Genomic DNA, 22,175 nt, shown 5'->3' on the forward strand with positions numbered 1-22,175 from the left:
GCAGCACGAAAGGTCAATGAAGACATGACTGATGTCAATCTCGGGTTGTACTTCCTCTCCGAGTTCGTCGGAACAGCGATGCTGCTCCTGCTCGGCTGCGGCGTGGTCGCCAACGTCGCGCTCGCCAAGACCAAGGGCTTCGCAGGCGGATTCCTCATGGTCAACTGGGGATGGGGGCTCGCCGTGTTCGCCGGTGTGCTGGCCTCCGCGTACTCCGGCGCGATCATCAACCCCGCCGTCGGTCTCGGCCTGCTGATCGCCGGCAAGATCACCTTCGTCGCGTTCCTGGTCGCGACGGCGGCGGAGCTGCTGGGTGCCATCGTCGGCGCCGTTCTCGTGTGGCTCGCCTACAAGCAGCACTTCGATGACGAGCCCGAGCCCGCGAACAAGCTCGGCGTGTTCTCGACCGGGCCCGCGATCCGCTCGTACGGCTGGAACCTCGTCACCGAGATCATCGGCACGTTCGTGCTGATGTTCGTCATCTTCGCCTTCGCAGACTACGGCGACATCCAGGTGGGCACCCCCGGCGGCCTCGGCCCGCTCACCGCTCTGCCTGTCGCACTGCTCGTGGTCGGCATCGGCGCCTCGCTCGGTGGTCCCACCGGATACGCCATCAACCCGGCCCGTGACCTCGGACCCCGCATCGCCCACGCGATCCTGCCGATCAAGGGCAAGGGCTCCAGCGACTGGTCGTACTCGTGGGTGCCGGTCGTCGGCCCGTTCATCGGCGCGGCGATCGCTGCGCTCCTCGCACCGGCTCTGCTGAGCCTCGCCTGACCCGTATCGATTTCAAAGGAGAGACACCATGGCTGAATACATCATCGCTATCGATCAGGGCACCACGTCGAGCCGTGCGATCATCTTCGACCGCAAGGGCAGCATCATCGCCACCGGTCAGAAGGAGCACGAGCAGATCCTGCCCAGGGCCGGCTGGGTCGAGCACGACGCGCTGGAGATCTGGCGCAACGTGCAGGAGGTCATCGGCCTGGCGCTGAGCCGCGCCGACCTGACCCGCCACGACATCGCCGCCGTCGGCATCACCAACCAGCGCGAGACCGCGGTGGTGTGGGACAGGAACACCGGCAAGCCGATCTACAACGCGATCGTCTGGCAGGACACCCGCACGCAGGAGATCGTCGACCGACTCGCGGCCGACGGTGGTGTGGAGCGGTTCAAGCCGGTCGTCGGTCTGCCATTGGCGACCTACTTCTCGGGAACGAAGATCGCCTGGATCCTGGAGAACGTCGAGGGCGCACGCGAGAAGGCGGAGGCCAGCGACCTGATGTTCGGCACGACCGACTGCTGGGTTCTCTGGAACCTCACCGGCGGCGTCGACGGAGGCGTGCACGCGACGGACGTCACCAACGCGTCGCGCACCATGTTCATGGACCTGGAGACCCTGGAGTGGCGGGACGACATCCTCGAGGCCTTCGGTGTGCCGCGCTCGATGATGCCGGAGATCCGCTCGTCGTCGGAGGTGTACGGCACCGCAGAGGACTCCTCGCTGCTGCGCGAGACCCCGATCGCCGGCATCCTGGGCGACCAGCAGGCCGCCACGTTCGGACAGGCCGCGTTCGACAAGGGCGAGAGCAAGAACACCTACGGCACGGGCTGCTTCCTGATCTTCAACACGGGTGAAGAGGTCGTGCACTCCAAGAACGGTCTGCTCACCACGGTCGGATACAAGCTGGGCGACGGTCCCACGCACTATGCGCTGGAGGGGTCGATCGCGGTCACCGGATCGCTGATCCAGTGGCTGCGCGACCAGCTCGGGATCATCGGCTCGGCGCCCGAGGTGGAGGATCTCGCCCGTCAGGTGGATGACAACGGCGGCGTGTACATCGTGCCGGCGTTCTCGGGACTGTTCGCCCCGTACTGGCGTCCGGACGCGCGCGGCGCGATCGTGGGCCTGACGCGGTACTCCAACAAGAACCACATCGCCCGCGCGGCGCTCGAGGCGGTCGCGTTCCAGACGCGCGACGTGCTCGACGCGGTGAACGCGGATGCCGGAGTCGATCTCTCCGAGCTCAAGGTCGACGGCGGCATGGTCGCGAACGACGCGCTCATGCAGTTCCAGGCCGATGTGCTCGGTGTGCCGGTCGTGCGCCCCGTGGTCGCCGAGACCACCGCACTCGGTGCCGCCTACGCGGCGGGGCTCGCCGTGGGCTTCTGGAACGGGCTGGATGACCTGTCCGCGAACTGGCAGGAGGACAAGCGCTGGGAGCCGACCATGGATGCCGAGGAGCGCGACCGTCAGCTGCGCCTCTGGCGCAAGGCCGTCTCGAAGTCGATGGACTGGGTCGACGCCGACGTGAGGTGATCCGCGAATGACGAAGCGGGCCCGGAGAGCGATCTCCGGGCCCGCTTCCGTCTGCGCGGACGATCAGCCCTTGCCGAACAGCTTCTGGATCTCTGCGAGGTCGGCCTCGCTGGGCGCCTTCTGCCCGCCGAGCCCGAAACCGGTTCCGGTCGGTGCGGCGTTGGAGGTCGCCCGTCCCGCGTTCTCCGCGGCGCGCTTGGCGGGGTTGCCGGAGCGCGAGCCACCGCTCTTGGCCTTCGCGCCCTTCTTGCCCCGCTTGCTCGACGCGCCGGGCTTGCCCATGGGACCCATGCCGGGGATGTTGGGGGTGCCGCCGCGGGCGACGGTCTTCATCATCTTGGCCGCCTGCTCGAAGCGCTGCACGAGCTGATTCACGTCCGTGACGGTCATGCCGGAGCCCTTGGCGATGCGCAGCCGGCGCGAGCCGTTGAGGATCTTCGGGTTGCGGCGCTCTCCGGGCGTCATCGAGCGGATGATGGCCTCGGTGCGGTCGATCTCGCGCTCGTCGAAGTCCTCGAGCTGCTGCTTCATCTGCCCCATGCCCGGCAGCATGCCGAGCATCTTCTTCATCGAGCCCATCTTCTTCATCTGCTGAAGCTGCTCGAGGAAGTCCTCGAGGGTGAAGGCCTCGTTGGCGAGCTTCTCGGCCATCTTCATGGCCTCTTCCTCATCGAAGGCCTGCTGGGCCTGCTCGATGAGGGTCAGGATGTCACCGAGGTCGAGGATGCGGCTCGCCATGCGGTCGGGGTGGAAGGGCTCGAGATCCTCGAGGTTCTCCCCCGTCGAGGCGAAGATGATCGGGCGGCCGGTGACCGACGCCACCGACAGCGCGGCGCCACCGCGCGCGTCGCCGTCGAGCTTCGACAGCACGACGCCGGTGAAGTCGACGCCGTCCTGGAACGCCTTCGCGGTGTTGACCGCGTCCTGTCCGATCATGGCGTCGATGACGAACAGCACCTCGTCCGGACTGGTCGCCTTGCGGATGTCGGATGCCTGCTTCATCAGCTCGGCGTCGACGCCGAGGCGTCCGGCGGTGTCGATGATGACCACGTCGTGCTGGTGGCGGCGCGCGTAGTCGACGCCGTCCTTCGAGACGCGAACAGGGTCGCCGACGCCGTTACCCGGTTCGGGCGCGAAGATCGTCGCTCTTGCACGCTCGGCGACGACCTGCAGCTGGTTCACGGCGTTGGGACGCTGCAGGTCGGCGGCGACGAGCAGCGGCGTGTGCCCCTCGCCCTCGAGCTGCTTGGCGAGCTTGCCGGCGAACGTGGTCTTTCCCGAGCCCTGCAGGCCTGCGAGCATGATCACCGTCGGCGGGTTCTTGGCGAACTCCAGACGGCGCTGCTCACCGCCGAGGATCGCCACGAGCTCCTCGTTGACGATCTGGACGACCTGCTGCGCGGGGTTCAGCGCCTTGTTCACCTCGTCACCCAGGGCGCGCTCACGCACCTTCGCGGTGAAGTCCTTCACGACGACGAGGGCGACGTCGGCGTCGAGCAGGGCGCGCCGGATCTCGCGCACCGTGCCGTCGACATCGGCGGGTGTCAGCTTTCCCTTCGTGCGCAGGTTGCGGAAGGTCTCGGTGAGCCGATCGGAGAGCGTGCCAAACGTAGCCATGGTGCCTCCGATTCTACGCGAGCGGCGCGTGTCGTCCGATCAGCGCCAGGGAAGGTCGTGAACGACGCGCATCGCATCCTCGAACCGCGCCTCGAGCGATGCCTGACCCGCACCCTGCTCGGCCCACACCCGCACGGAGGAGAGCACCGCCGTCGCGAACGCGGAGCCCAGGATGTCGGCTCGGATCACCTCGATTCCGGCGCTGCGCGCTGCGGCGGCGATCGCGGACGCGAGCCGGGCGTGTCGAAGCCCGGTGTCGCGGATCAGCTCGGCTTCGACGCCCATCGCACTCGCGTGGCGCAGCGCCAGCGCCAGCGGGTCCGGTGCCAGCTCGTGCAGCATCGGACGCAGCGCGTCTCGAACGACCGGGCCGTCGGCATCCGTTCCCAGACGTGCCAATGCGATCAGTGCCGCGTCGATCCTGGCGTCGAAGCCCGACCAGATCACATCGCTCTTCGACGAGAAGTAGTTGAAGAAGCTCGATCGGCTCACACCGGCGCGACGGGTGATGTCGACGATGGACGTCGCCTCGTACCCCTGCTCGAGGAACAGCTCGCACGCGGCCTCCGCGAGGGTCTCGCGAGACGACGCTCGGGGGCGCCCTGCTCGCGAAGTCGTACTCATAGCGATCAGCGTAGCCGCGGGTCGTGTCCGCCGACGGCGCGAAGGGCGTATGGTGAATGCCGTACCGTTTCTTGGACGGCATCCAACAATGGGAGAAACGTCGATGCTCGACATCCAGACACCCGGTCTCGCACCCGACTACGTGCCCTACCTCGAGGGATGGGATCTGCAGCGCAGCGTCCACGCCGAGGTCGTCGCCGGCACGAGGCCCGACACGCTGCTGCTGCTCGAGCACGAGGCCGTCTACACCGCAGGCAAGCGCACCGAGGATCACGAGCGCCCCCACGACGGCACTCCGGTGGTGGATGTCGACCGCGGCGGCAAGATCACCTGGCACGGCCCCGGTCAGCTCGTCGGATACCCGATCGTCCGCCTTCACGAGCCCATCGATGTCGTCGAGCACGTGCGCCGGCTCGAGCGGGTGGTCATCGGCATCCTGAAACCGCTCGGCGTCGACGGCTACCAGGTCGACGGACGCAGCGGCGTCTGGGTGCGCCGCCCGCTCGGTGAGGACAAGGTCGCCGCGATCGGCGTGCGGGTGCAGCAGGGCGTGACCATGCACGGCTTCGCCATCAACTGCGACAACACGCTGGCCGGCTTCCGCGGCATCATCCCGTGCGGCATCACCGACGCCGGGGTGACGACCGTGAGCGAGGTCACCGGCAGACGGATAGCGCCGTCCGACATCGTGCAGAGCGTCGCGGATGCCTTCGTCGCCGAGTACGCGACCGAGAGCGAAGGAGTCGCCGCATGAGCGCCGCCCACCCCGACGGGCGCAGGCTGCTGCGTCTCGAAGTGCGAAACGCCGAGACCCCGATCGAGCGCAAGCCCGAATGGATCAAGACCAAGGCGAGGATGGGCCCGGAGTACACCGCCCTGCAGGCGCTGGTCAAGACCGAGGACCTGCACACGGTCTGCCAGGAGGCGGGCTGCCCGAACATCTTCGAGTGCTGGGAGGACCGCGAGGCGACCTTCCTCATCGGCGGGTCGCAGTGCACGCGCCGGTGCGACTTCTGCCAGATCGACACCGGCAAGCCGGATGCCTATGACACCGACGAACCGCGACGGGTCGCCGAGAGCGTGCAGCGGATGGGTCTGCGCTACGCCACGGTCACCAGCGTCGCGCGCGACGACCTGCCCGACACGGGCGCATGGCTGAACGCCGAGACCGTGCGGCAGATCCACGCCATGAACCCGAACACGGGAGTCGAGCTGCTCGCGAACGAGCACAACGCCGACCCCGCCTTCCTCGGGCAGATCTTCGACGCCCGGCCGGAGGTGTTCGCGCACAACGTCGAGACGGTTCCGCGCATCTTCAAGCGCATCCGGCCCGCCTTCACGTACGAGCGCTCGCTGAGCGTGATCACGCAGGGGCACGACGCGGGTCTGATCACGAAGTCGAATCTCATCCTCGGCATGGGCGAGGAGCCGGAGGAGGTCGTGCAGGCGCTGCAGGACCTCCGCGATGCGGGATGCGACATCATCACCATCACGCAGTACCTCCGCCCGACACCCCGCCACCTGCCGGTCGCCCGCTGGGTGAAGCCGGACGAGTTCGTCGAGTTCAAGGCCGAGGCCGAGCGCATCGGGTTCCTCGGCGTTCTGGCAGGTCCCCTGGTGCGCTCGTCATACCGCGCCGGACGCCTGTGGGCCCAGTCGATGATCTCGAAGGGCCGGGAGATCCCGCCGCATCTCGCGCACATCGCCGAGGGCGCCGACCTCGGATTCGCGCAGGCGGTCTGAGGATCAGTCGGCGCTGGTGACCGACTGCACCGAGCCGTCGGATGCGAGGTTCACCAGCAGCACCTCGTCGGTCTCGTCGGCGTCGAGCGCGTACTCGAGCACCGCGAACGGCTCCGATCCGCCGTGCTCGTCGGCGAGGATGGTCATGCTCGACAGCCGCAGCGACCGGATGATGTCGACGGCGGCGTCACCGCTGACGTCGACCAGCACGTCCTCGAGGTCCTCGCCGAACGCCTCCTGCTGCTGCAGGATGTACTCGGTCACCTCGCTGGTGCGATCGTCGACCTCGGTGAGCATGGCGCCGCGCACCGTGGCATCCAGATCCTCGATGCCGGCGATCAGCGCCGCCGCGACGTCCAGCGCTGCCATCGACACGTCGTCCTGATCCGGCGCGGTGAGGTCGACGGTGACCGACTGGTCGCCGAAGTCGACCCGCTCGGTCCAGAAGATGGCGCCGTCGGGGCCCGAGGAGAGAACCCCGAAGTAGTCGTGTTCGATCGCCATATCGCTATGAAACCAGCCTCTCCGCTGCGGCGGTAGTCCCAGGTCGTCTCATGCGCCGACCAGCGACGACACGAACACGTGCGGCGTGAAACCGGTCAGATCGTCGATCCCCTCGCCCTGGCCGAGAAGCTTCACGGGGATGCCCGTGCGCTCCTGCACGGCCAGCACGAAACCGCCCTTGGCCGAGCCGTCGAGCTTGGTGATGACCAGCCCGGTGACACCGGCGTGCTGCAGGAACGACTGGGCCTGCATCACGCCGTTCTGGCCGGTCGTCGCGTCGAGCACGAGCAGCACCTCGCTGATCGGCGCCTGCTTCTCGATGACGCGGCGCACCTTCGACAGCTCGTCCATCAGACCGCTCTTGGTGTGCAGGCGCCCGGCGGTGTCGATGATCGCGATCTCGATGCCCTGGTTCTTGGCGTACTCGACCGTCTGGAAGGCGACGGATGCCGGATCCTGGCCCTCCTGCTGCGGGCGGACGATGGCCGCTCCCCCGCGCTGCGCCCAGGTCGCGAGCTGCTCGACGGCGGCCGCGCGGAACGTGTCGGCGGCGCCGACCACGACACTGCGCTCGAACCCGCGCAGGAACTTCGTGAACTTGCCGATCGTCGTGGTCTTCCCGACGCCGTTGACGCCGACGACGAGCACGACCGCGGGGCGTTCGGTGAGCTTCAGGGTGGTGTCGAACTTGGCGAAGCGCTCTTCCAGCGTCTCACGCAGCATGCGCTGCAGGTCGCGCGGGTCGGTGGTGCGGTAGCGGTCGACCTTGGCGTGCAGCTCGTCGAGCAGCTGCTCGGTGATGTCGGGTCCGAAGTCGGCCGTGATCAGCGCGGTCTCGAGGTCTTCCCACGTGGTCTCATCGATCGTGGGCTTGACGAACATGCCGCGCAGCGCGCGACCGAGGGACCAGGACTTCTCCGCCATGTCTCCAGCCTAGGTGCTCGCGGCGCCCGGCCGGATCAGGCGGATGCCGCCGTGCGGTCGCCTACGCGCTGTCCGACCACGGCCGAGACGCCGTCCTGGCGCATGGACACGCCGTACAGGGCGTCGGCGATCTCCATCGTGCGCTTCTGATGCGTGATCACCAGCAGCTGGGAGCTCTCGCGCAGCTGCTCGAAGACCGTGAGCAGTCGACCGAGGTTGGCGTCGTCGAGTGCGGCCTCGACCTCGTCGAGGATGTAGAACGGGCTGGGTCGCGCCTTGAAGATCGCGACGAGCAGCGCGACCGCAGCCAGCGACCGCTCGCCGCCCGAGAGCAGCGAGAGCCGCTCGATCTTCTTGCCGACCGGACGCACGGAGACCTCGATGCCCGTGCTCAGCATGTCGTCGGGGTTCGTGAGCGAGATGCTGCCAGAGCCGCCGGGGAACAGCAGCGGGAACACTTCGCCGAATGCCTGCCTGGTGTCCTCGAACGCCGAGGCGAAGATCGTCTGCATGCGCTCGTCGAGCTCGGCGATGATCGTGAGCAGATCCTGGCGCGTCTTGGTCAGGTCGGCGAGCTGCTCGGTCAGGAAGGCGTGCCGCTGCTCGAGCGCGGCGAACTCCTCGAGGGCCAGCGGGTTCACTCGCCCGAGCTGGGCGAGCTTGCGCTCGGCGTCCTTCAGACGCCTCTCCTGCACACGCCGGTCGAACGGCGTGCCCCTGTCGTCGTCCTCGTCCGGCTCCGCGCCGGGATCGCGGGGAATCAGCTGATCCGGACCGTACTCCGCGACGAGGATGTCCTCGTCGAGCGCGAGCTCCGACGCCACCCGGTCGAGGAGGCTGCCGAGGTGCAGCTTCTTCTCGTGGATCTGCAGCTCGAGCCCGTGCACGCTCTCGGTGAGGCTGGCGAGGCGATCCCGCAGCGAGCTCTCCTGCGTGCGCAGAGCCACGAGCTCCTCGTTGTGCGCCGAGCGCTCGGCCTCGGCTGCGGCGAGGGCGACGCGCGCCTCGCTCACCGATCGGTCGATCGAGTCCAGCACGCGGGGCAGCTCCTCCGCGACGGCGGACGCGGCCGCGCGCTGAGCGCGACGGATCACGGCCCGACGCGCGGCCTCAGCCGCGGCATCCCGCTCCTGCTCGCGCTGACGCTCGAGAGCGACCACTCGCGCCTGAGCCGCCCGCACGCGCTCGCGCAGGGTCTCGATCTCGAGACGAGCACGAACCTCGCCCTCGCGTGCCGACTCCAGCGCGTCGAGAAGACCGTCTCGGGCGGAGGCATCGAGCACCGGGCGCGGCTCCGACTCGGCGGACTGCAGCTCGTTCTTGGCCGCCGCGGCCTTCTGCTCAGCGTCAGCGACAGCGGACTGCGCCTGGGCAAGACTCGATTCGAGCCGGTCGCACTCGGCCACCGCGGCCTCGTGCTGCACGGTGACGCGGTTGACCCGCTCGGCATGGTTCGCCAGCGCGGCGTCGTGCTCACGCAGAGCGCGCAGGGCATCCTTCGCGGCTCGCCGCGCCGTCTCCACACGGTCGGTGGCGTCGACCCGGCCCGCGCGCAGCGCGTCGACGACGGTGCGCACCTCGGCCAGACGATCGCTCGCCGCGTCACGCTCCGCCATCAGCTCCAGGCGCGATGTCTCGCCGGACCCGGCACGGAGGGTGTGGGCGGTGACCACCTCGCCGGTCCTGGTGACGATCGTCGTGCGGTCATCGCCGATCGCGTCGAGAGCGCGGCGAACCGTGCGCGCGGTCTCGAGATCGTCGGCGATCAGCACCGTCGCGAGCAGCGACCGCACCCCGTGCGGCGCATCCACGACCTCGCCCGCGCGGACGGCTCCGTCATGGCTCGGCATGGCGACGTCCGAGGCGACCGTGCCCTCGGCGATCACCAGATCCACGGTGCCTCGAGCACCCTCAGCCATGAGCGCGAACGCGTCGTCGGCGGCGTCGACCAGTACGCCTTCTGCGAGAGGGCCGAGCACGGCGGCGATGGCGCCCTCGAAACCCGGGCGGACCTGCACGGAGTCTCCGACCAGCCCGCGCACCCCTGGGGCTCCGGATGCGACGATCTCGGCTGCTCCGCCCGCGAGCGACAGCGCGCTGGTGAGCGCCGCCGCCTTCGCCGTCAGGGCGTCGGCTTCACGTTCGGCCTCATGCAGCCGCTCCCGCAGCGCGTCACGCTCGGACTCCGCGGCGGCGAGCTCCTTCTGCGCCAGCTCGTAGGCGGCGGCGTACTCCGCCGCGGAGCCCTCGGGAGCGTGCGCGTCGTCGATCGCCTCGAGGGATTCGGCCGCCTCGCGGCGACGCTGATGCGCAGCCTCCAGGGCCTGCTCCTGGCGCAGCACGGCGCCGCGCACGGCGGCGAGGGCGGATGCCGCCGCGTCGGCGTTGCCGCGCAGCGTGTTCAGTCGCATGTCGTACTGCGACACCAGCGCGCTCTGCTCGGCGATGTCGACGTCGAGGGTGTCGAGCTCGGCTCGGGCGTTCACGACCTCCCGGCTCGCGGCCACTGCGGCGTCCTGCGCGTCGCCGAGCCCTTCCGAGATGCGCGTGATCTCGTCGGATGCCTCGTCGATGGCGTCCTGGGTGACGGTGATCGCGGTGACCGCATCATCGTCTTCGCTGCCGAGCAGCGCGAGACGCTGGTTGGCGAGCGTGTAGAGGCTGCGCATCCGCTCCTGGGCCTGTTCCAGAGCGAACGCGATGCTGCGCGCGCGGTCGACGGCGGCGGAGTTCTGCTGCTGCTCGAGGCGCTGGATGCCCGCGCGCACGCCCTCCGCCTGCTCCGAGAGCACGAGTCGCTCGGTGTGCCGCTCGTGTTCGGTGCGGGTGTGATCGGCGAGGGCCGTGCGCAACGCGACCACGTCGTCGGCGAACAGCCGAGCCTTGGCATCGCGCACCACCGCCGCGATCGTCTGCGCTTCGCGCGCGATCTCGGCCTGCCGTCCCAGTGGCTTGAGCTGTCGACGGATCTCGCCGGCGAGATCGCTGAGCCGCGTGAGATTCGTCTCCATCGCGCCGAGCTTGCGCACCGTCTTCTCCTTGCGGCGGCGGTGCTTGAGGATGCCGGCAGCCTCCTCGATGAAGCCTCGGCGGTCTTCTGGCGATGCCTGCAGCACGGTGTCCAGGCGCCCCTGGCCGACGATGACGTGCATCTCGCGGCCGAGACCCGAATCGCTGAGCAGCTCCTGCACATCGAGCAGCCGGCAGCTCGAGCCGTTGATGGCGTACTCGCTCGAGCCGGTGCGGAACAGCGTGCGGCTGATCGTCACCTCGGCGTAGTCGATGGGCAGAGCACCGTCGCTGTTGTCGATTGTCAGCTGCACCTCTGCGCGGCCGAGAGGGCCACGGGTCGAGGTGCCGGCGAAGATGACGTCCTCCATCTTCCCGCCGCGCAGCGTCTTCGCGCCCTGCTCGCCCATCACCCAGGCGAGCGCGTCGACGACGTTCGACTTGCCCGACCCGTTCGGGCCGACGATGCACGTCACCCCGGGCTCGAACACGAAGGACGTGGGCTGCGCGAACGATTTGAAGCCCTTGAGCGTCAGGCTCTTCAGATGCATGACGGCGCCTTCGGGGTCAGGGGGTTCACGGGTGAGACGCTACCGGAGATCGACCGGAACGACGCGGATTCCGCGCCGTTCTCGCCGGGTTCTGACGCCGCCGGCGCCGATCGCGACACGCCGCGTCGAAAGGAAATGCTTGACGCGGGCTGTGAAACTTCACTAGCGTGTCCTCCGATCACAAGAGAGGAGGTCACCGATGATCACGAACAACAACGACGCATGGTTCTTCACCACGTCGCCGATGCGTGCGCCACGCGCCGCCGTGTCGGTGACCTTCACCCGTTCTCAGGGCTAGAACCACCTCGCCTCTCCCGATCTCTCTGACGCCTCTGTGCGTCTGATCGATGATCGCCGTCGTCGCCTTCCCGGCAGCCGACGCCCGCCCGCATCGCGGGCCACGCCCCGTCAGCATCCTGACGTCTCGGTCGAACCGCGTGTCGGCCGGTCTGTTGCGATACTGCATCCCCGGGCGCCGACTCCGCCGGCAACGGCGGTGGCTTCGCCCAGCCATCACCACAGAAAGCGCACACATCGTGAGCACCGTTCTGCTGACCGATCACCGGCAGCTGTCCACATCCATCCACCCACCGGATACCGAGGGTCGTCAGACCATCAGCATCCCCGACCGAGACGGTCTGCAGCGCCTGACGGCGGCCGACCGGCTCTCCTTCCGAATCGGACTCTGGCTGCTGACGCGCAGCACTCGGGTCCGTGCGACCGCCCCCTCCGCGATCCCGGATCTCGACCGCCGGCCGATCCGCGAGACCGAGGCGATCAACCTGCTGGTCTGGGGCCTGCAGCGCAACATCCTCTGAAAGGCCGATGATGAGCATCTCCCTTCCCGCCGGTGCGACCCTGCGTCCGCTCGAGCTCTCCGCCCGAGCGGACGCGGGGCCGTCCCCCGCAGTGCGTGCCTACGCAGCCGTGCGCAACGAGCTGCTCATCGAGACCACCGGTCGCGATGACGACTGCCTCACCGCGTCCGAACTGCTCTCGATGCTCTCCCCCACTCCCGACCGCGACCGACGTCACTGGACGATCGAACTCGACGGCGACGCTGTCGGGCGCTGCGCGCTCGACATCCTGCGCGACGACGGCGGTGAGACCGGATTCGTGACCGTCGCTCTGCTCCGCCGCGCACGGGGCCGGGGTATCTGCCCGGCCGCATACGCTGTGATCGAGCAGGCGGCTCGCGATGCGGGGGTGCGCAAGCTGCTCAACTGGTCGGAGCACCACGACGAGGCGACGCCGCTGCCGAGGATCGACTCGCCGACCGGTGCCGGGTCCGCTCCCCTCGACCGCACCGCGCGCTTCCTGCAGCGCACCGGCTTCCGGCTGGAGCAGGTCGAACGCGGGAGCGCGCTGATCTGGGCCGAGAGCGCCGCAGCGCGTCTGGGCGATCTGCGCGACGATGCCGCGGCGCACGCCCCTGACTACCGTGTCGTGCAGTGGGCGATGCCGACGCCGGACGAGTATGTCGACGGCTACGCCTGGATGAAGTCGCGCATGTCGACCGACGTACCCGATGCGCAGCTCGGCATGCCGGAGGAGATCTGGGACGCCGATCGCCTGCGCCGAGAGGAGTCGCGACTGACGCAGCGCGGCTGGACGCTTCTCGTCACCGCGGCGCAGCACGTCGCCACCGGGGAGCTCTGCGCATTCAACGAGCTCGCCATCGGGCAGGACGATTCCGCGGGCACGCACCACCTCGTGCTCGCCGAGCATCGCGGACACCGACTCGGGATGCTCGTGAAGACGGCTGGCCTGCTCGCCTGGCGCGACCGGCATCCGCTCTCGCCCCGGGTCACCACATGGAACGCCGAGGAGAACCGGCCGATGCTCTCCATCAACGAAGCCATCGGCTTCGCCCCGATCGCCTACGAGGGCGCCTGGAGGAAGGACCTCGCATGAGCACGACGACGCCGACCGGCACTGCCGCACTGTACATCACCGCACTGACCGTTCCGGAGGCGCTGGACGCTCCCGACGCGGCGGACTTCCACACCTTCGTCGCGCTGAACAACGCCATCTGCCTCAGCGACACGGGATTGCACGACCTGGGTACCACTGCGGAGGAGATGCTGCCGCACTGGCGTGCGACGACCGACTACGTGCAGCGGACGCTGCTCGCCCGCGAGAACGGCGAGATCGTCGGCGCGGTGACCGTCACCCACGCCACCGCCGAGCCCACGAGCGCCGAGATCGACCTGATGGTCATGCCCGCGAACTGGGGGCGCGGCATCGAGCGGGCTCTGCTCTCCGCTGCGGAGAAGGAGGTGCGCGCGCTCGGCCGCAAGGTCATCCAGACCTGGACGCTGCACCGCCCCGATCCCGGCGACGCTCCGCTGGTTCCGAGGACCGGATGGGGGCGGGTGTCGCGCACCCCGCTCGCACAGCTGCTCGTCGATGACGGCTTCACCCTGGAGCAGGTGGAGCGCAACAGCGCCTTCGATCTGCAGGGTGATCCGGCGCCGATCGAGAGGATGCTCGCCGACGCGCTCGCCGTCGCCGGCGCCGAGTACCGGCTGGTCGAGTGGAGCGTACCCACCCCGCCCGAGCTGCGCGCGGGATACGCCTGGGCGCTGTCGCGCATGTCGACCGACGCCCCCAGCGGAGACCTCGAGGTGGACGAGGAGATCTGGGACGTCGATCGGATCGCGCGGCGCGACGCACGGTTCGTCGAGGGCGGCCAGACCGTCTCGGTCGCCGCCGTCGAGCACGTGCCGACCGGAACACTCGCCGCGTTCAACGAGCTCGTGACCGGCACCGATCCGGAGGGCGTCACGCACCAGTACTGCACGCTGGTGCTCAAGGAGCACCGCGGACACCGACTGGGGCAGATCGTGAAGTGCGCCAACATCCTGCGCTGGCGCGGCATCGCCCCGGGCTCGCCGCGGATCACCACGTTCAACGCGGAGGAGAACCGGCCGATGCTCGACATCAACGAGGCGATGGGCTTCGTGCCCGCCTCGTATGCAGGCGCCTGGCAGAAGAAGCTGGCCTGATGATCCTGCGCACAAGACGTCTCGACCTGCGTGAACTGACCGACGACGACCTGCCGGCGCTTCGCGCCATCCTGCAGGACGGCGACACCATGACCGCCTACGAAGGCGCGTTCGACGAGCAGATGGTGCGGTCCTGGCTCAGCCGGATGCGCGAGCGCTACCGCGACGACGGGTTCGGGCTCTGGGCGGTGGTGCTTCGCGAATCCGGACAGATGATCGGCCAGTGCGGACTGACCAGGCAGCACATCCTCGACGAGGACGTGATCGAGGTCGGCTACCTCTTCGATCGCGCGCACTGGCGGCGCGGGTACGCCACCGAGGCGGCGGCCGGGTGCCGTGACCATGCGTTCACGGCCCTCGGTGCTGACCGCGTGTGGGCGCAGGTGCGCGACACGAACATCGCCTCGATGAACGTCGCGATCCGGCTGGGAATGACGGTGCGGGGACGCTTCATCAAGCACTACCGGGGTGTGGACATGCCCCACCTGGCGTTCGCGATCGACCGTCCGGCCGAGTGACCGTCGGGCTCAGCGCCTGCGCTGGCAGCGCGGGCAGTAGTGACTGGAGCGGTTCATGAACGCCTCGCGGCGGATGGGGCCGCCGCAGCGCGGGCACGGCTTACCGCCGCGACCGTAGGCGTTCAAGGAGTGCGCAAAATACCCCGCCTGGCCGTTCACGTTCACGTACTGCGCATCGAAGCTCGTTCCGCCCTCGGCCAGCGCCTTCTCGAGCACGAGACGGACCTCGGCGAACAGCCGGCGCAGCGCCTGCACCGACAGGGCGGTGCCGTGCGTCTCGGGGTGGATGCGCGCTGCCCACAGCGACTCGTCGGCGTAGATGTTGCCGATCCCGCTGACCAGCGACTGGTCGAGCAGGATGCGCTTGATCGCGCTGGATCGGCGGCGGATGCGGGTGATCACGTCCCGCTCGTCGAACGCGGGATCGAGCGGATCGCGGGCGATGTGAGCCACCTGCGATGGCACGAGTGGGTCCGCCGTGCCGTAGCCGCCCGGGGCGGCATCCGGGGTGGGCAGCAGCGCGTCGACGGCCAGCGAGCCGAACGTGCGCTGATCGGCGAAGACGACGGCGAGCACGCCATGACGGGCGTGCTCGACGCGCAGTCGCACGCGCTCGTGCCGCTCGAGCGGGGTATCCGGATCGCGCAGCAGCATCTGCCCGCTCATCCCGAGATGCGCGACGAGGGCCTCCGGCTCCCCCGCACGCTCGTCGAGCGGCAGCCAGAGGAACTTGCCGCGCCGGGCGGCGGCGCGCACCTCACGTCCTTCCAGACGGCCCACGAAGTCGGCGGCGTCGCGTGGATGCCGGGTGAGAGCACGCTCATCGAGGACGTCGACCGAGAGCACGCGCGCTCCGGTGACCGCGGGCGCCAGCCCGTGACGGACGACCTCGACCTCGGGGAGCTCGGGCACGCGGGATCAGACCCGGTCGCTGAGCAGTCGCCACGCCGTGAGCGCGGCTGCCATCTCGGCGGTCTTCTTGCTCGTGCCGACGCCGTCGCATGCCACCTCGCCGACCCGCACGGTCGCCGTGAAGACGCGATTGTGGTCGGGGCCGGCCGACTCGATGGCGTACACGGGCGGAGGCGATCCGAGACGGGCGGCCAGCTCCTGCAGGCTCGTCTTCGGATCCATCGCCGCGCCGTAGCGCTCGGGGTCGGCGAGCAGCGGCTCGGTCAGCCGCAGCACCAGCTCGGTCGCGGCATCCGGGCCGGCAGACAGGAACGTCGCCCCGAAGACGGCTTCCATCGTGTCGGCGAGGATCGAGTCCTTGTCGCGACCACCGGTCTGCTCCTCGCCCCGGCCGAGGCGGAGGTGCTCGCCCAGGCCGATAGCCCGAGCGACCTCGGCGAGGGCGACGGTCGAGACGACGCTCGCGCGCCGCTTGGCCAACTCGCCCTCGTCGAGGTCGGGAAGCGTGGTGAAGAGCATGACGGTCACCGCGAGCCCGAGCACCGAGTCCCCGAGGAACTCGAGCCGCTCGTTGTTCGGGATGCCGCCGTGCTCGTACGCGTAGGAACGATGCGTGAGCGCACGTTCCAGCAGCTCAGGATCGATACCGACGCCGAGCTTCTCTATCAGCGAGGCACGCCCCGTGAGAATCTCGGTCATGACCGATCCGATCAGATGTCTGCGACCTTGCGGCCCTTGTACTCGAGGAACAGCTCGGTGCCCTGCGAGTCGGTGACGACCTTCGCCTGGTGCGGGCGGCTGTAGACGACCTTGCCGTTCTCGACGGTCTTGACCAGCGCGGGAGCCTCGGCCTTCCACTGCGCGCGGCGCGAGCGGGTGTTCGAACGGGAGACCTTGCGCTTCGGGGGGTTACCAGCCATGACTAGCTCTCTTCTTTCTCGGCGGCGTGGCTCTCTGCCGCGCCGTCCTGGTCTGTGATCTGTCGGAGCGCGCTCCACCGAGGATCGATGGGAGCAGGGCTCTCTGCACCGGCGCTCTCGGTCAGCCTCTCGCCCGTGTTCGGGTCGAGACCCGGGCAGTCCGGCTGACACACCGGCTGGAATGGAAGCGACAACACGATCGCATCCCTGACCAGAGTTTCAAGATCCACGTGGTCGTCTTGAACTTCGAAGTCAGTTTCTTCCTCACCAGGATACGCGAAAAGCTCCTGGAACTCGACTTCGACAGGCGCAGAGATCTCGGTGAGGCACCGGCCGCACTCTCCGGAGTAGTCCGCGTCGGCCGTTCCCGACACGAGGATCCCCTCGTGCACCGACTCGAGACGCACGTCGAGGTCGAGCGTCTCGCCGGCTTCGACCGAGACGATGCCCTCACCCCACTTCTCGCGGAGGGTCACTTCGAAGCGGTGCTCTCGCATCTCGCCCGGCTTGCGGACGATGTCGCGGACAGGGAGGAAGAAGGGGCCGTTGACTCGGGATTTCACCCCGCCATGCTACCCGCCGCCACGTGGACGCGGGCCGAACGGCTCAGAGCCCGCGTGCTCCGGTGTCGAGGAACGAGGCGACGACGGGCGGCACGAACGGCGAGACATCGCCGCCGAGGGCCGCGACCTGACGCACCAGCGAGCTCGAGACCATCGCGTGCGCCGGATCGGGCAGCAGGAAGACCGTCTCGATGTCGGCCAGGTGACGGTTGACGATCGCCATCGGCGACTCGTAGGCGACATCGACCTGCGATCGGATGCCCTTGACCAGCACACCCGCATCGACATCGCGCGCGTAGTCGACGAGCAGGCCCATGCTCCACGACCCCACGATGACATGCCCGTCGATGCCGGCCTCGCCGATCGACTGCTCGAGCAGACTGAGGCGCTGCGCGATCGGCAGCATCGCCTCTTTGCCAGGGTTGTGCACGACCAGCACGTGCAGCTCATCGTAGAGACGCGCAGCCCGCGAGATCACGTCGAGGTGCCCGAGCGTGGGCGGGTCGAACGATCCGGGAACGACGGCGATCCGAGAATTCACTTCGACTCACTCCGTTCGCTCAGCACAGGCACGTCGACTCACTCCGTTCGCTCGGTACAAGCACGTGCTCAGCCTATGCCACCGCACCCTCAGTTCTTGCTGAGCGCCGCCCGATCGGCGTCGCTCACGCGGCCGGCGATCGCGACGCGCAGACCCGGGTGCGCGACCAGCATGGGGTCGTCCTCCAGGATGCCGGCGGCGACGTCGCGCGCGTAGGCGATGAGCCCGGCATCCTTCACCACCCGAAGCAGGCGCAGCGACGACTTGACGCCCGCCTGCGCTGCCCCCAGCACGTCTCCCTCGCCGCGCAGCTCGAGATCGACCTCCGCCAGCTCGAAGCCGTCGAGCGTGGCGGCCACCGCCTCAACCCGCTCACGCGCGAGGGAACCGCCCTCCGCCTCGGTGACGAGCAGGCAGAGCCCGGGGTGCTCCCCTCGGCCGACGCGGCCGCGCAGCTGGTGCAGCTGCGACACGCCGAATCGATCGGCGTCCATGATGACCATGGTGGAGGCGTTCGGCACGTCGACACCCACCTCGATCACCGTGGTCGCGATGAGCAGGTCGATCTCGCCGCGCGCGACGGCGCGCATCACGGCATCCTTCTCCTCGGCCGGCATCTTCCCGTGCAGCACCGCACGCCGCACGCCCCCCAGCACCGGATGCGTGGCCAGCAGCTCGTCGAGCTGCACCACCCCCCACCGAGGGCCCTTGCCCTCGACGTCGGGCGGCGGCTGGTCGTCGACCTCGACAGACTCCTTGGTGGTGTCGATCGCCGCGCAGACGGCGAAGACCTGACGCCCGTCCGCGATCTCCTCCGCAGCACGCGCCCACACCCGCTGGAACCACTCCGGATGCTCGGCCAGAGGTGCCACATGCGTGGTGATGCCGGCGCGTCCGGCGGGCATCGAGCGGATGACCGAGGTGTCGAGGTCGCCGAACACGGTCATCGCGACCGTGCGCGGGATGGGGGTCGCCGTCAGCACGATCGCGTGCGGCGCCGTGCCCTTCGCGCGCAGCATCTCACGCTGCTCGACGCCGAACCGATGCTGCTCGTCGACGACGACGAGAGCCAGGTCGGCGAAGGTCGTCTTCTCGGAGAGCAGCGCGTGCGTGCCGATCACGATGAGCGCCTGACCGGATGCCACGCGCAGGGCGGCCTTGCGGCGTGCCGGCGCCGACATCTGCCCGGTGAGCAGGGTGGGGATGAGCTCGGCGGCCATGTCGGGGCCGAGCATCTTCGTGATCGATCGCAGGTGCTGGGCGGCGAGAACCTCGGTGGGGGCGATGAGCGCGGCCTGTCCCCCGGATTCGGCCGTCTGCAGCATCGCACGCAGGGCGACGAGGGTCTTGCCCGAGCCCACCTCGCCCTGGATCAGGCGGTTCATCGGCCGGTCGGCGCTCAGATCGGCCGCTATCTCCGCACCGACGCGCTGCTGGTCGGGGGTCAGGGTGAAAGACAGGTGAGCGTCGAAGCGCTCGAGCAGACCGCCGGGCTGAGCGACGCGCGGCGTCGCGGTCAGCGAGCGCACCTGGATGCGCTGCTGCAGCAGCGCGGTCTGCAGCACGAGCGCCTCGTGCATCCGCAGCGTGCGCACGGCGGGCTCGATGTCGGCTCGGCGACGAGGGCGGTGGATCGCGTCGAGCGCCTGCCGGGCGGTGAGCAGCCCCTCTCGGGTGCGGATGTCGTCGGAGAGGGGGTCGGGCACATCGCCGAGCTGGTCGAGCACGACGCCGATCAGCTTCGCGATCTGCCAGCTCTGCATCGCAGAGGTCGCCGGGTAGATCGGGATGGGGACGTCCTGCAGAGCGTCCGCCTGACGGTAGGCGCTCTCGGTGTCGTCGAAGAGCTGGTAGTCGGGATGCGCGAACTGCACCCGGTCTTTGAACATCCCGACCTTGCCCGAGAAGATGCCGCGGCGTCCGACCGACAGCTCCTTTCTGCGCCATTCGGCCTGGCCGAGGTTCTTCGCGAAGAACGTCAGCGACATCTGGCCGACGCCGTCGCCGATGACGACCTCGAGCATGGCGCCGCGTCGATTGCGCATCTCGCGGGCCGTGGCCGAGATGACCTCGCCGACGATGGTGACGGTCTCGCCGATCGGCAGCTCGAGGATGGGCGTCAGCTCGCCGCGGTCGGCGTACCGCCGCGGATAGTGACCGAGCAGATCGGCGACGCTCGCCATCCGGAACGCCTTCTCGAGGGTCTTGGCCGTGGACGCCCCGGCGGCGGTCGTCAACGGCGTGTCGAGCTCGAAGGACATGGTTCGAGTCTAGGGAGCACGGCGGACATCGTCGGCCGTGTCGTATCGTGATCGGGTGACGAGGATCATCGCCGGCGACGCGCGCGGCGCGCGGCTCGACGTGCCGGACGCCGGCACCCGCCCCACCAGCGACCGGGTGCGCGAGTCGCTGTTCGGGGCGCTCGAGTCGATGGATGCCATCCACGGCGCCCGCGTGCTCGACCTGTACGCCGGCAGCGGTGCTCTCGGACTCGAGGCGTGGAGCCGCGGAGCACAGCATGTCGAGCTCGTCGAGATCTCCCGGTCGGCCGCGACGGTCGTCGGTCGCAACGTGACCGTGGTCGCCAAGGCGATGGGCGTCCCGCCGGCCGCCCGCGTGCACCAGAGCGCGGTGCGCGCCTTCCTGTCCCGCGCGCGCGGCCCGTTCGACCTCGTGTTCACCGATCCGCCCTACGACCTCGACGATGCCGCGATGACGGCAGACCTGGTCGCGCTGGCTCCGCTGCTCGCGGAGCACGCCGTGGTCGTCATCGAGCGCGGCAAGCGCGCGACACCGCCCGACCTCGATGCTGCCGCGCTCAGCCTGCTGAGGGAGAAGACCTACGGGGACACCCGCGTGTGGTGGGCGCAGCCGGCGGTCGACGGGACCTGACGGATCGCGTGCTGCGGCTCAGCGCGCGTGGTCCCAATCCCGGTACGGATCCCACCCGGTCTCGACGACCGGCTCTCCGTCGACGAGCACCGGCGCGTGCGTGCGCGCGGTCACCGTGCCGATCTGCGCGAACCCGTCGGGCAGTGGGCCCGGAGCGAAGGTGGCCAGCAGGCCGTGGTCCTCTCCCCCGCCCAGCGCGCGCCCGCGGTCACCGTGGAACGCGAGCGCATCCAGCGCCGCGCCGCTGAGTGCGATCGTGACGCCGGAGGCATCCGCCAGACGGGAGGCGTCCAGGGCCAGGCCGTCCGAGAGGTCCATCATGGCCGTGGCGCCGGCATCCGCCGCAGCAGGACCGAGCGCGAGCGGCGGCACCGGACGCAGCTGGCGATCGATCGCGCGTTGCTGCACGTCATCCAGCGACGAGCGATCGAACGGCACGGGGGTCGCGCCCTCGCGGAAGCGGGAGAACAGCAGCCCGAGACCCGCGGCAGCCACACCCAGCTCCCCTGCAAGAGCGACGACATCACCCGCTCGCGCGCCTGCACGCGTCACCGCTGAGCGCCCGCCGAGATCCCCCAGCGCCGTCACCGCGATCATCAGCAGATCGGACACGGTCAGGTCACCGCCGACGACCGAGCATCCGGGAGCGAGCTGAGCGCAGCACTCGCGGAAGCCGTCGGCCATCGCCTCGACGAACGACAGCCGGGTGTCGCCCGGCACCGCGAGCGACACGAGCAGGGCCGTGGGGACCGCCCCCATCGCGGCGATGTCGGAGAGGTTGACGGCCGCGGACTTCCAGCCCAGGTCGTAGCCGCTCGACCAGGCGAGCCGGAAGTCGGGCCCCTCGACCAGAGTGTCGGCGCTGACGACGACCGACCCGGACGGCGCGGCGATCACCGCCGCGTCATCGCCGGGACCGAGCACGGCATGCGCGGCCGGCGCGGTCCGAGCGAGGATGGCTCGCAGCACCGTCCCTTCCGAGATGTCGCCGATGCGCGGGTCGTCGTCGGAACCGGATGCCATGCCGACAACGGTAGCCTGGAATCATGCTCCGCCGTCTCGCCCTGATCACCGGTGCGGCCGCGATGCTCGCCCTCACCGGCTGCTCCAGCACCGTCGCCCTCACGCCGGCCGAGGACGCGAACAACCCCGCCTGCGCGGAAGTCACGGTGCGCCTGCCGCAGAGCGTCGCCGGGCATGATCGCCGCTGGACCGACGCTCAGGCGACCGGCGCGTACGGCGAGGACGGCAGGACGAGCGTCATCCTGACCTGCGGCGTCGCCGTGCCCGGTCCGACCGCCGATCTGCAGTGCGTCACGCTGGAGGGCATCGACTGGCTGGTCGACGAGTCCGACGCGCCCAGGATGCGCATGACCACCTATGGCCGAAACCCCGCGGTGCAGGTCTTCGTCGACACCGAGATCGTCAGCGCCAACGACGTGCTCACGAGTTCCGGCATCGTGTCGGGCGTGCGGATGATCGAGTCCGACGGTGCCTGCACCGCGCCCGACGAACTGCCCGGGTAGGCC

The 22,175-nt window shown here is 69.4% G+C and carries 22 protein-coding genes; 10 read left to right on the top strand and 12 right to left on the bottom strand.

Translation table 11 applies throughout. The features are described 5' to 3' along the window. Positions 1-24 precede the first annotated feature (24 nt). Entirely contained in the window at positions 25-777 is a 753-nt protein-coding gene (locus H9633_RS00090) for an MIP/aquaporin family protein (protein ID WP_191711681.1), read from the top strand. A 28-nt stretch (positions 778-805) separates the two neighbouring features. Further along, positions 806-2,320 carry a glycerol kinase GlpK gene (gene glpK, locus H9633_RS00095; protein WP_191711682.1) on the top strand — a complete coding sequence of 505 codons (1,515 nt, stop codon included), beginning with the start codon at positions 806-808 and terminating at the stop codon, positions 2,318-2,320. 63 nt (positions 2,321-2,383) lie between these two features. On the opposite strand, the gene ffh is transcribed toward glpK, so the two are convergent. After that, complete coding sequence (gene ffh, locus H9633_RS00100) at positions 2,384-3,937, bottom strand: signal recognition particle protein (protein WP_191711683.1); 1,554 nt, start codon at positions 3,935-3,937, stop codon at positions 2,384-2,386. Between the two features lie 39 nt (positions 3,938-3,976). Continuing rightward, positions 3,977-4,561, bottom strand: coding sequence for a TetR/AcrR family transcriptional regulator (locus H9633_RS00105; protein WP_071644707.1), 585 nt, complete (start codon positions 4,559-4,561; stop codon positions 3,977-3,979). A gap of 103 nt (positions 4,562-4,664) precedes the next feature. Here H9633_RS00105 and lipB point away from each other — a divergent pair, with 103 nt between their 5' ends. Together lipB and lipA are read left to right on the top strand one after the other, a co-directional pair. Continuing rightward, positions 4,665-5,315, top strand: a complete 651-nt coding sequence (gene lipB / locus H9633_RS00110; protein ID WP_191711684.1) for a lipoyl(octanoyl) transferase LipB — start codon at positions 4,665-4,667, stop codon at positions 5,313-5,315. Continuing rightward, a complete protein-coding gene (gene lipA / locus H9633_RS00115; protein ID WP_191711685.1) occupies positions 5,312-6,304 on the top strand; it encodes a lipoyl synthase in 993 nt (330 codons plus the stop codon). The genes lipB and lipA overlap by 4 nt, the downstream gene beginning before the upstream one ends. Before the next feature lie 3 nt (positions 6,305-6,307). Here lipA and H9633_RS00120 read toward each other — a convergent pair whose 3' ends face one another. From H9633_RS00120 to smc, 3 genes are read right to left on the bottom strand one after another with little or no spacing between them, the layout of a single operon-like run. Next, complete coding sequence (locus H9633_RS00120; RefSeq protein WP_071644704.1) at positions 6,308-6,808, bottom strand: DUF2004 domain-containing protein; 501 nt, start codon at positions 6,806-6,808, stop codon at positions 6,308-6,310. A gap of 48 nt (positions 6,809-6,856) precedes the next feature. After that, positions 6,857-7,732 (bottom strand): signal recognition particle-docking protein FtsY, encoded by an 876-nt coding sequence (gene ftsY / locus H9633_RS00125; protein WP_191711686.1) that lies wholly within the window; start codon positions 7,730-7,732, stop codon positions 6,857-6,859. A gap of 35 nt (positions 7,733-7,767) precedes the next feature. Next, positions 7,768-11,292: a chromosome segregation protein SMC gene (gene smc / locus H9633_RS00130; RefSeq protein ID WP_191711687.1), complete on the bottom strand. Its 3,525-nt coding sequence runs from the start codon at positions 11,290-11,292 to the stop codon at positions 7,768-7,770. 536 nt (positions 11,293-11,828) lie between these two features. Here smc and H9633_RS00135 point away from each other — a divergent pair. From H9633_RS00135 to H9633_RS00150, 4 genes are read left to right on the top strand one after another with little or no spacing between them, the layout of a single operon-like run. Beyond that, positions 11,829-12,110 carry a hypothetical protein gene (locus H9633_RS00135; protein WP_083428782.1) on the top strand — a complete coding sequence of 94 codons (282 nt, stop codon included), beginning with the start codon at positions 11,829-11,831 and terminating at the stop codon, positions 12,108-12,110. Positions 12,111-12,120: 10 nt separating this feature from the next. Then, entirely contained in the window at positions 12,121-13,206 is a 1,086-nt protein-coding gene (locus H9633_RS00140) for a GNAT family N-acetyltransferase (protein WP_191711688.1), read from the top strand. After that, positions 13,203-14,300: a GNAT family N-acetyltransferase gene (locus tag H9633_RS00145; RefSeq protein WP_191711689.1), complete on the top strand. Its 1,098-nt coding sequence runs from the start codon at positions 13,203-13,205 to the stop codon at positions 14,298-14,300. Before H9633_RS00140 ends, H9633_RS00145 begins: the two co-directional genes overlap by 4 nt. Beyond that, the gene (locus H9633_RS00150) at positions 14,300-14,818 is read left to right on the top strand and encodes a GNAT family N-acetyltransferase (protein WP_191711690.1); all 519 of its coding nucleotides are present in this window, start codon (positions 14,300-14,302) and stop codon (positions 14,816-14,818) included. Before H9633_RS00145 ends, H9633_RS00150 begins: the two co-directional genes overlap by 1 nt. 9 nt (positions 14,819-14,827) lie before the next feature. On the opposite strand, the gene mutM is transcribed toward H9633_RS00150, so the two are convergent. The 6 genes from mutM to H9633_RS00180 all read right to left on the bottom strand — a co-directional run bounded on the left by mutM (position 14,828) and on the right by H9633_RS00180 (position 20,015). Next, complete coding sequence (mutM, locus tag H9633_RS00155) at positions 14,828-15,730, bottom strand: bifunctional DNA-formamidopyrimidine glycosylase/DNA-(apurinic or apyrimidinic site) lyase (RefSeq protein WP_191711691.1); 903 nt, start codon at positions 15,728-15,730, stop codon at positions 14,828-14,830. A gap of 6 nt (positions 15,731-15,736) precedes the next feature. After that, positions 15,737-16,429, bottom strand: coding sequence for a ribonuclease III (rnc, locus tag H9633_RS00160; RefSeq protein ID WP_191711692.1), 693 nt, complete (start codon positions 16,427-16,429; stop codon positions 15,737-15,739). Positions 16,430-16,440: 11 nt separating this feature from the next. Next, complete coding sequence (gene rpmF, locus H9633_RS00165) at positions 16,441-16,650, bottom strand: 50S ribosomal protein L32 (RefSeq protein ID WP_040165203.1); 210 nt, start codon at positions 16,648-16,650, stop codon at positions 16,441-16,443. 2 nt (positions 16,651-16,652) lie between these two features. Continuing rightward, the gene (locus tag H9633_RS00170) at positions 16,653-17,147 is read right to left on the bottom strand and encodes a YceD family protein (RefSeq protein ID WP_191712871.1); all 495 of its coding nucleotides are present in this window, start codon (positions 17,145-17,147) and stop codon (positions 16,653-16,655) included. 109 nt (positions 17,148-17,256) lie between these two features. After that, positions 17,257-17,754, bottom strand: a complete 498-nt coding sequence (coaD, locus tag H9633_RS00175; RefSeq protein WP_191711693.1) for a pantetheine-phosphate adenylyltransferase — start codon at positions 17,752-17,754, stop codon at positions 17,257-17,259. Between the two features lie 89 nt (positions 17,755-17,843). Continuing rightward, positions 17,844-20,015 carry an ATP-dependent DNA helicase RecG gene (locus H9633_RS00180; RefSeq protein ID WP_191711694.1) on the bottom strand — a complete coding sequence of 724 codons (2,172 nt, stop codon included), beginning with the start codon at positions 20,013-20,015 and terminating at the stop codon, positions 17,844-17,846. A 55-nt stretch (positions 20,016-20,070) separates the two neighbouring features. On the opposite strand from H9633_RS00180, the gene rsmD reads away from it, so the two are divergent. Beyond that, entirely contained in the window at positions 20,071-20,646 is a 576-nt protein-coding gene (gene rsmD / locus H9633_RS00185; RefSeq protein WP_191711695.1) for a 16S rRNA (guanine(966)-N(2))-methyltransferase RsmD, read from the top strand. An 18-nt stretch (positions 20,647-20,664) separates the two neighbouring features. Here rsmD and thiL read toward each other — a convergent pair whose 3' ends face one another. Beyond that, complete coding sequence (gene thiL / locus H9633_RS00190) at positions 20,665-21,669, bottom strand: thiamine-phosphate kinase (protein WP_191711696.1); 1,005 nt, start codon at positions 21,667-21,669, stop codon at positions 20,665-20,667. A 23-nt stretch (positions 21,670-21,692) separates the two neighbouring features. On the opposite strand from thiL, the gene H9633_RS00195 reads away from it, so the two are divergent. Beyond that, positions 21,693-22,172: a DUF3515 family protein gene (locus H9633_RS00195; RefSeq protein ID WP_191711697.1), complete on the top strand. Its 480-nt coding sequence runs from the start codon at positions 21,693-21,695 to the stop codon at positions 22,170-22,172. Positions 22,173-22,175: the final 3 nt, after the last annotated feature.

Origin of the sequence: Microbacterium commune, from assembly GCF_014836945.1 — a bacterium.
Taxonomy (GTDB): domain Bacteria; phylum Actinomycetota; class Actinomycetes; order Actinomycetales; family Microbacteriaceae; genus Microbacterium; species Microbacterium commune.

Coding starts and splice junctions, on each gene's coding strand:
- H9633_RS00150 (WP_191711690.1), top strand. CDS start 14,300: ATGATCCTGCGCACAAGACGTCTCGACCTGCGTGAACTGACCGACGAC.
- H9633_RS00170 (WP_191712871.1), bottom strand. CDS start 17,147: ATGCGAGAGCACCGCTTCGAAGTGACCCTCCGCGAGAAGTGGGGTGAG.
- H9633_RS00180 (WP_191711694.1), bottom strand. CDS start 20,015: ATGTCCTTCGAGCTCGACACGCCGTTGACGACCGCCGCCGGGGCGTCC.
- lipA (WP_191711685.1), top strand. CDS start 5,312: ATGAGCGCCGCCCACCCCGACGGGCGCAGGCTGCTGCGTCTCGAAGTG.
- smc (WP_191711687.1), bottom strand. CDS start 11,292: ATGCATCTGAAGAGCCTGACGCTCAAGGGCTTCAAATCGTTCGCGCAG.
- H9633_RS00090 (WP_191711681.1), top strand. CDS start 25: ATGACTGATGTCAATCTCGGGTTGTACTTCCTCTCCGAGTTCGTCGGA.
- ffh (WP_191711683.1), bottom strand. CDS start 3,937: ATGGCTACGTTTGGCACGCTCTCCGATCGGCTCACCGAGACCTTCCGC.
- rpmF (WP_040165203.1), bottom strand. CDS start 16,650: ATGGCTGGTAACCCCCCGAAGCGCAAGGTCTCCCGTTCGAACACCCGC.
- H9633_RS00105 (WP_071644707.1), bottom strand. CDS start 4,561: ATGAGTACGACTTCGCGAGCAGGGCGCCCCCGAGCGTCGTCTCGCGAG.
- lipB (WP_191711684.1), top strand. CDS start 4,665: ATGCTCGACATCCAGACACCCGGTCTCGCACCCGACTACGTGCCCTAC.
- thiL (WP_191711696.1), bottom strand. CDS start 21,669: ATGGCATCCGGTTCCGACGACGACCCGCGCATCGGCGACATCTCGGAA.
- ftsY (WP_191711686.1), bottom strand. CDS start 7,732: ATGGCGGAGAAGTCCTGGTCCCTCGGTCGCGCGCTGCGCGGCATGTTC.
- glpK (WP_191711682.1), top strand. CDS start 806: ATGGCTGAATACATCATCGCTATCGATCAGGGCACCACGTCGAGCCGT.
- rnc (WP_191711692.1), bottom strand. CDS start 16,429: ATGACCGAGATTCTCACGGGGCGTGCCTCGCTGATAGAGAAGCTCGGC.
- H9633_RS00140 (WP_191711688.1), top strand. CDS start 12,121: ATGAGCATCTCCCTTCCCGCCGGTGCGACCCTGCGTCCGCTCGAGCTC.
- H9633_RS00120 (WP_071644704.1), bottom strand. CDS start 6,808: ATGGCGATCGAACACGACTACTTCGGGGTTCTCTCCTCGGGCCCCGAC.
- H9633_RS00195 (WP_191711697.1), top strand. CDS start 21,693: ATGCTCCGCCGTCTCGCCCTGATCACCGGTGCGGCCGCGATGCTCGCC.
- H9633_RS00145 (WP_191711689.1), top strand. CDS start 13,203: ATGAGCACGACGACGCCGACCGGCACTGCCGCACTGTACATCACCGCA.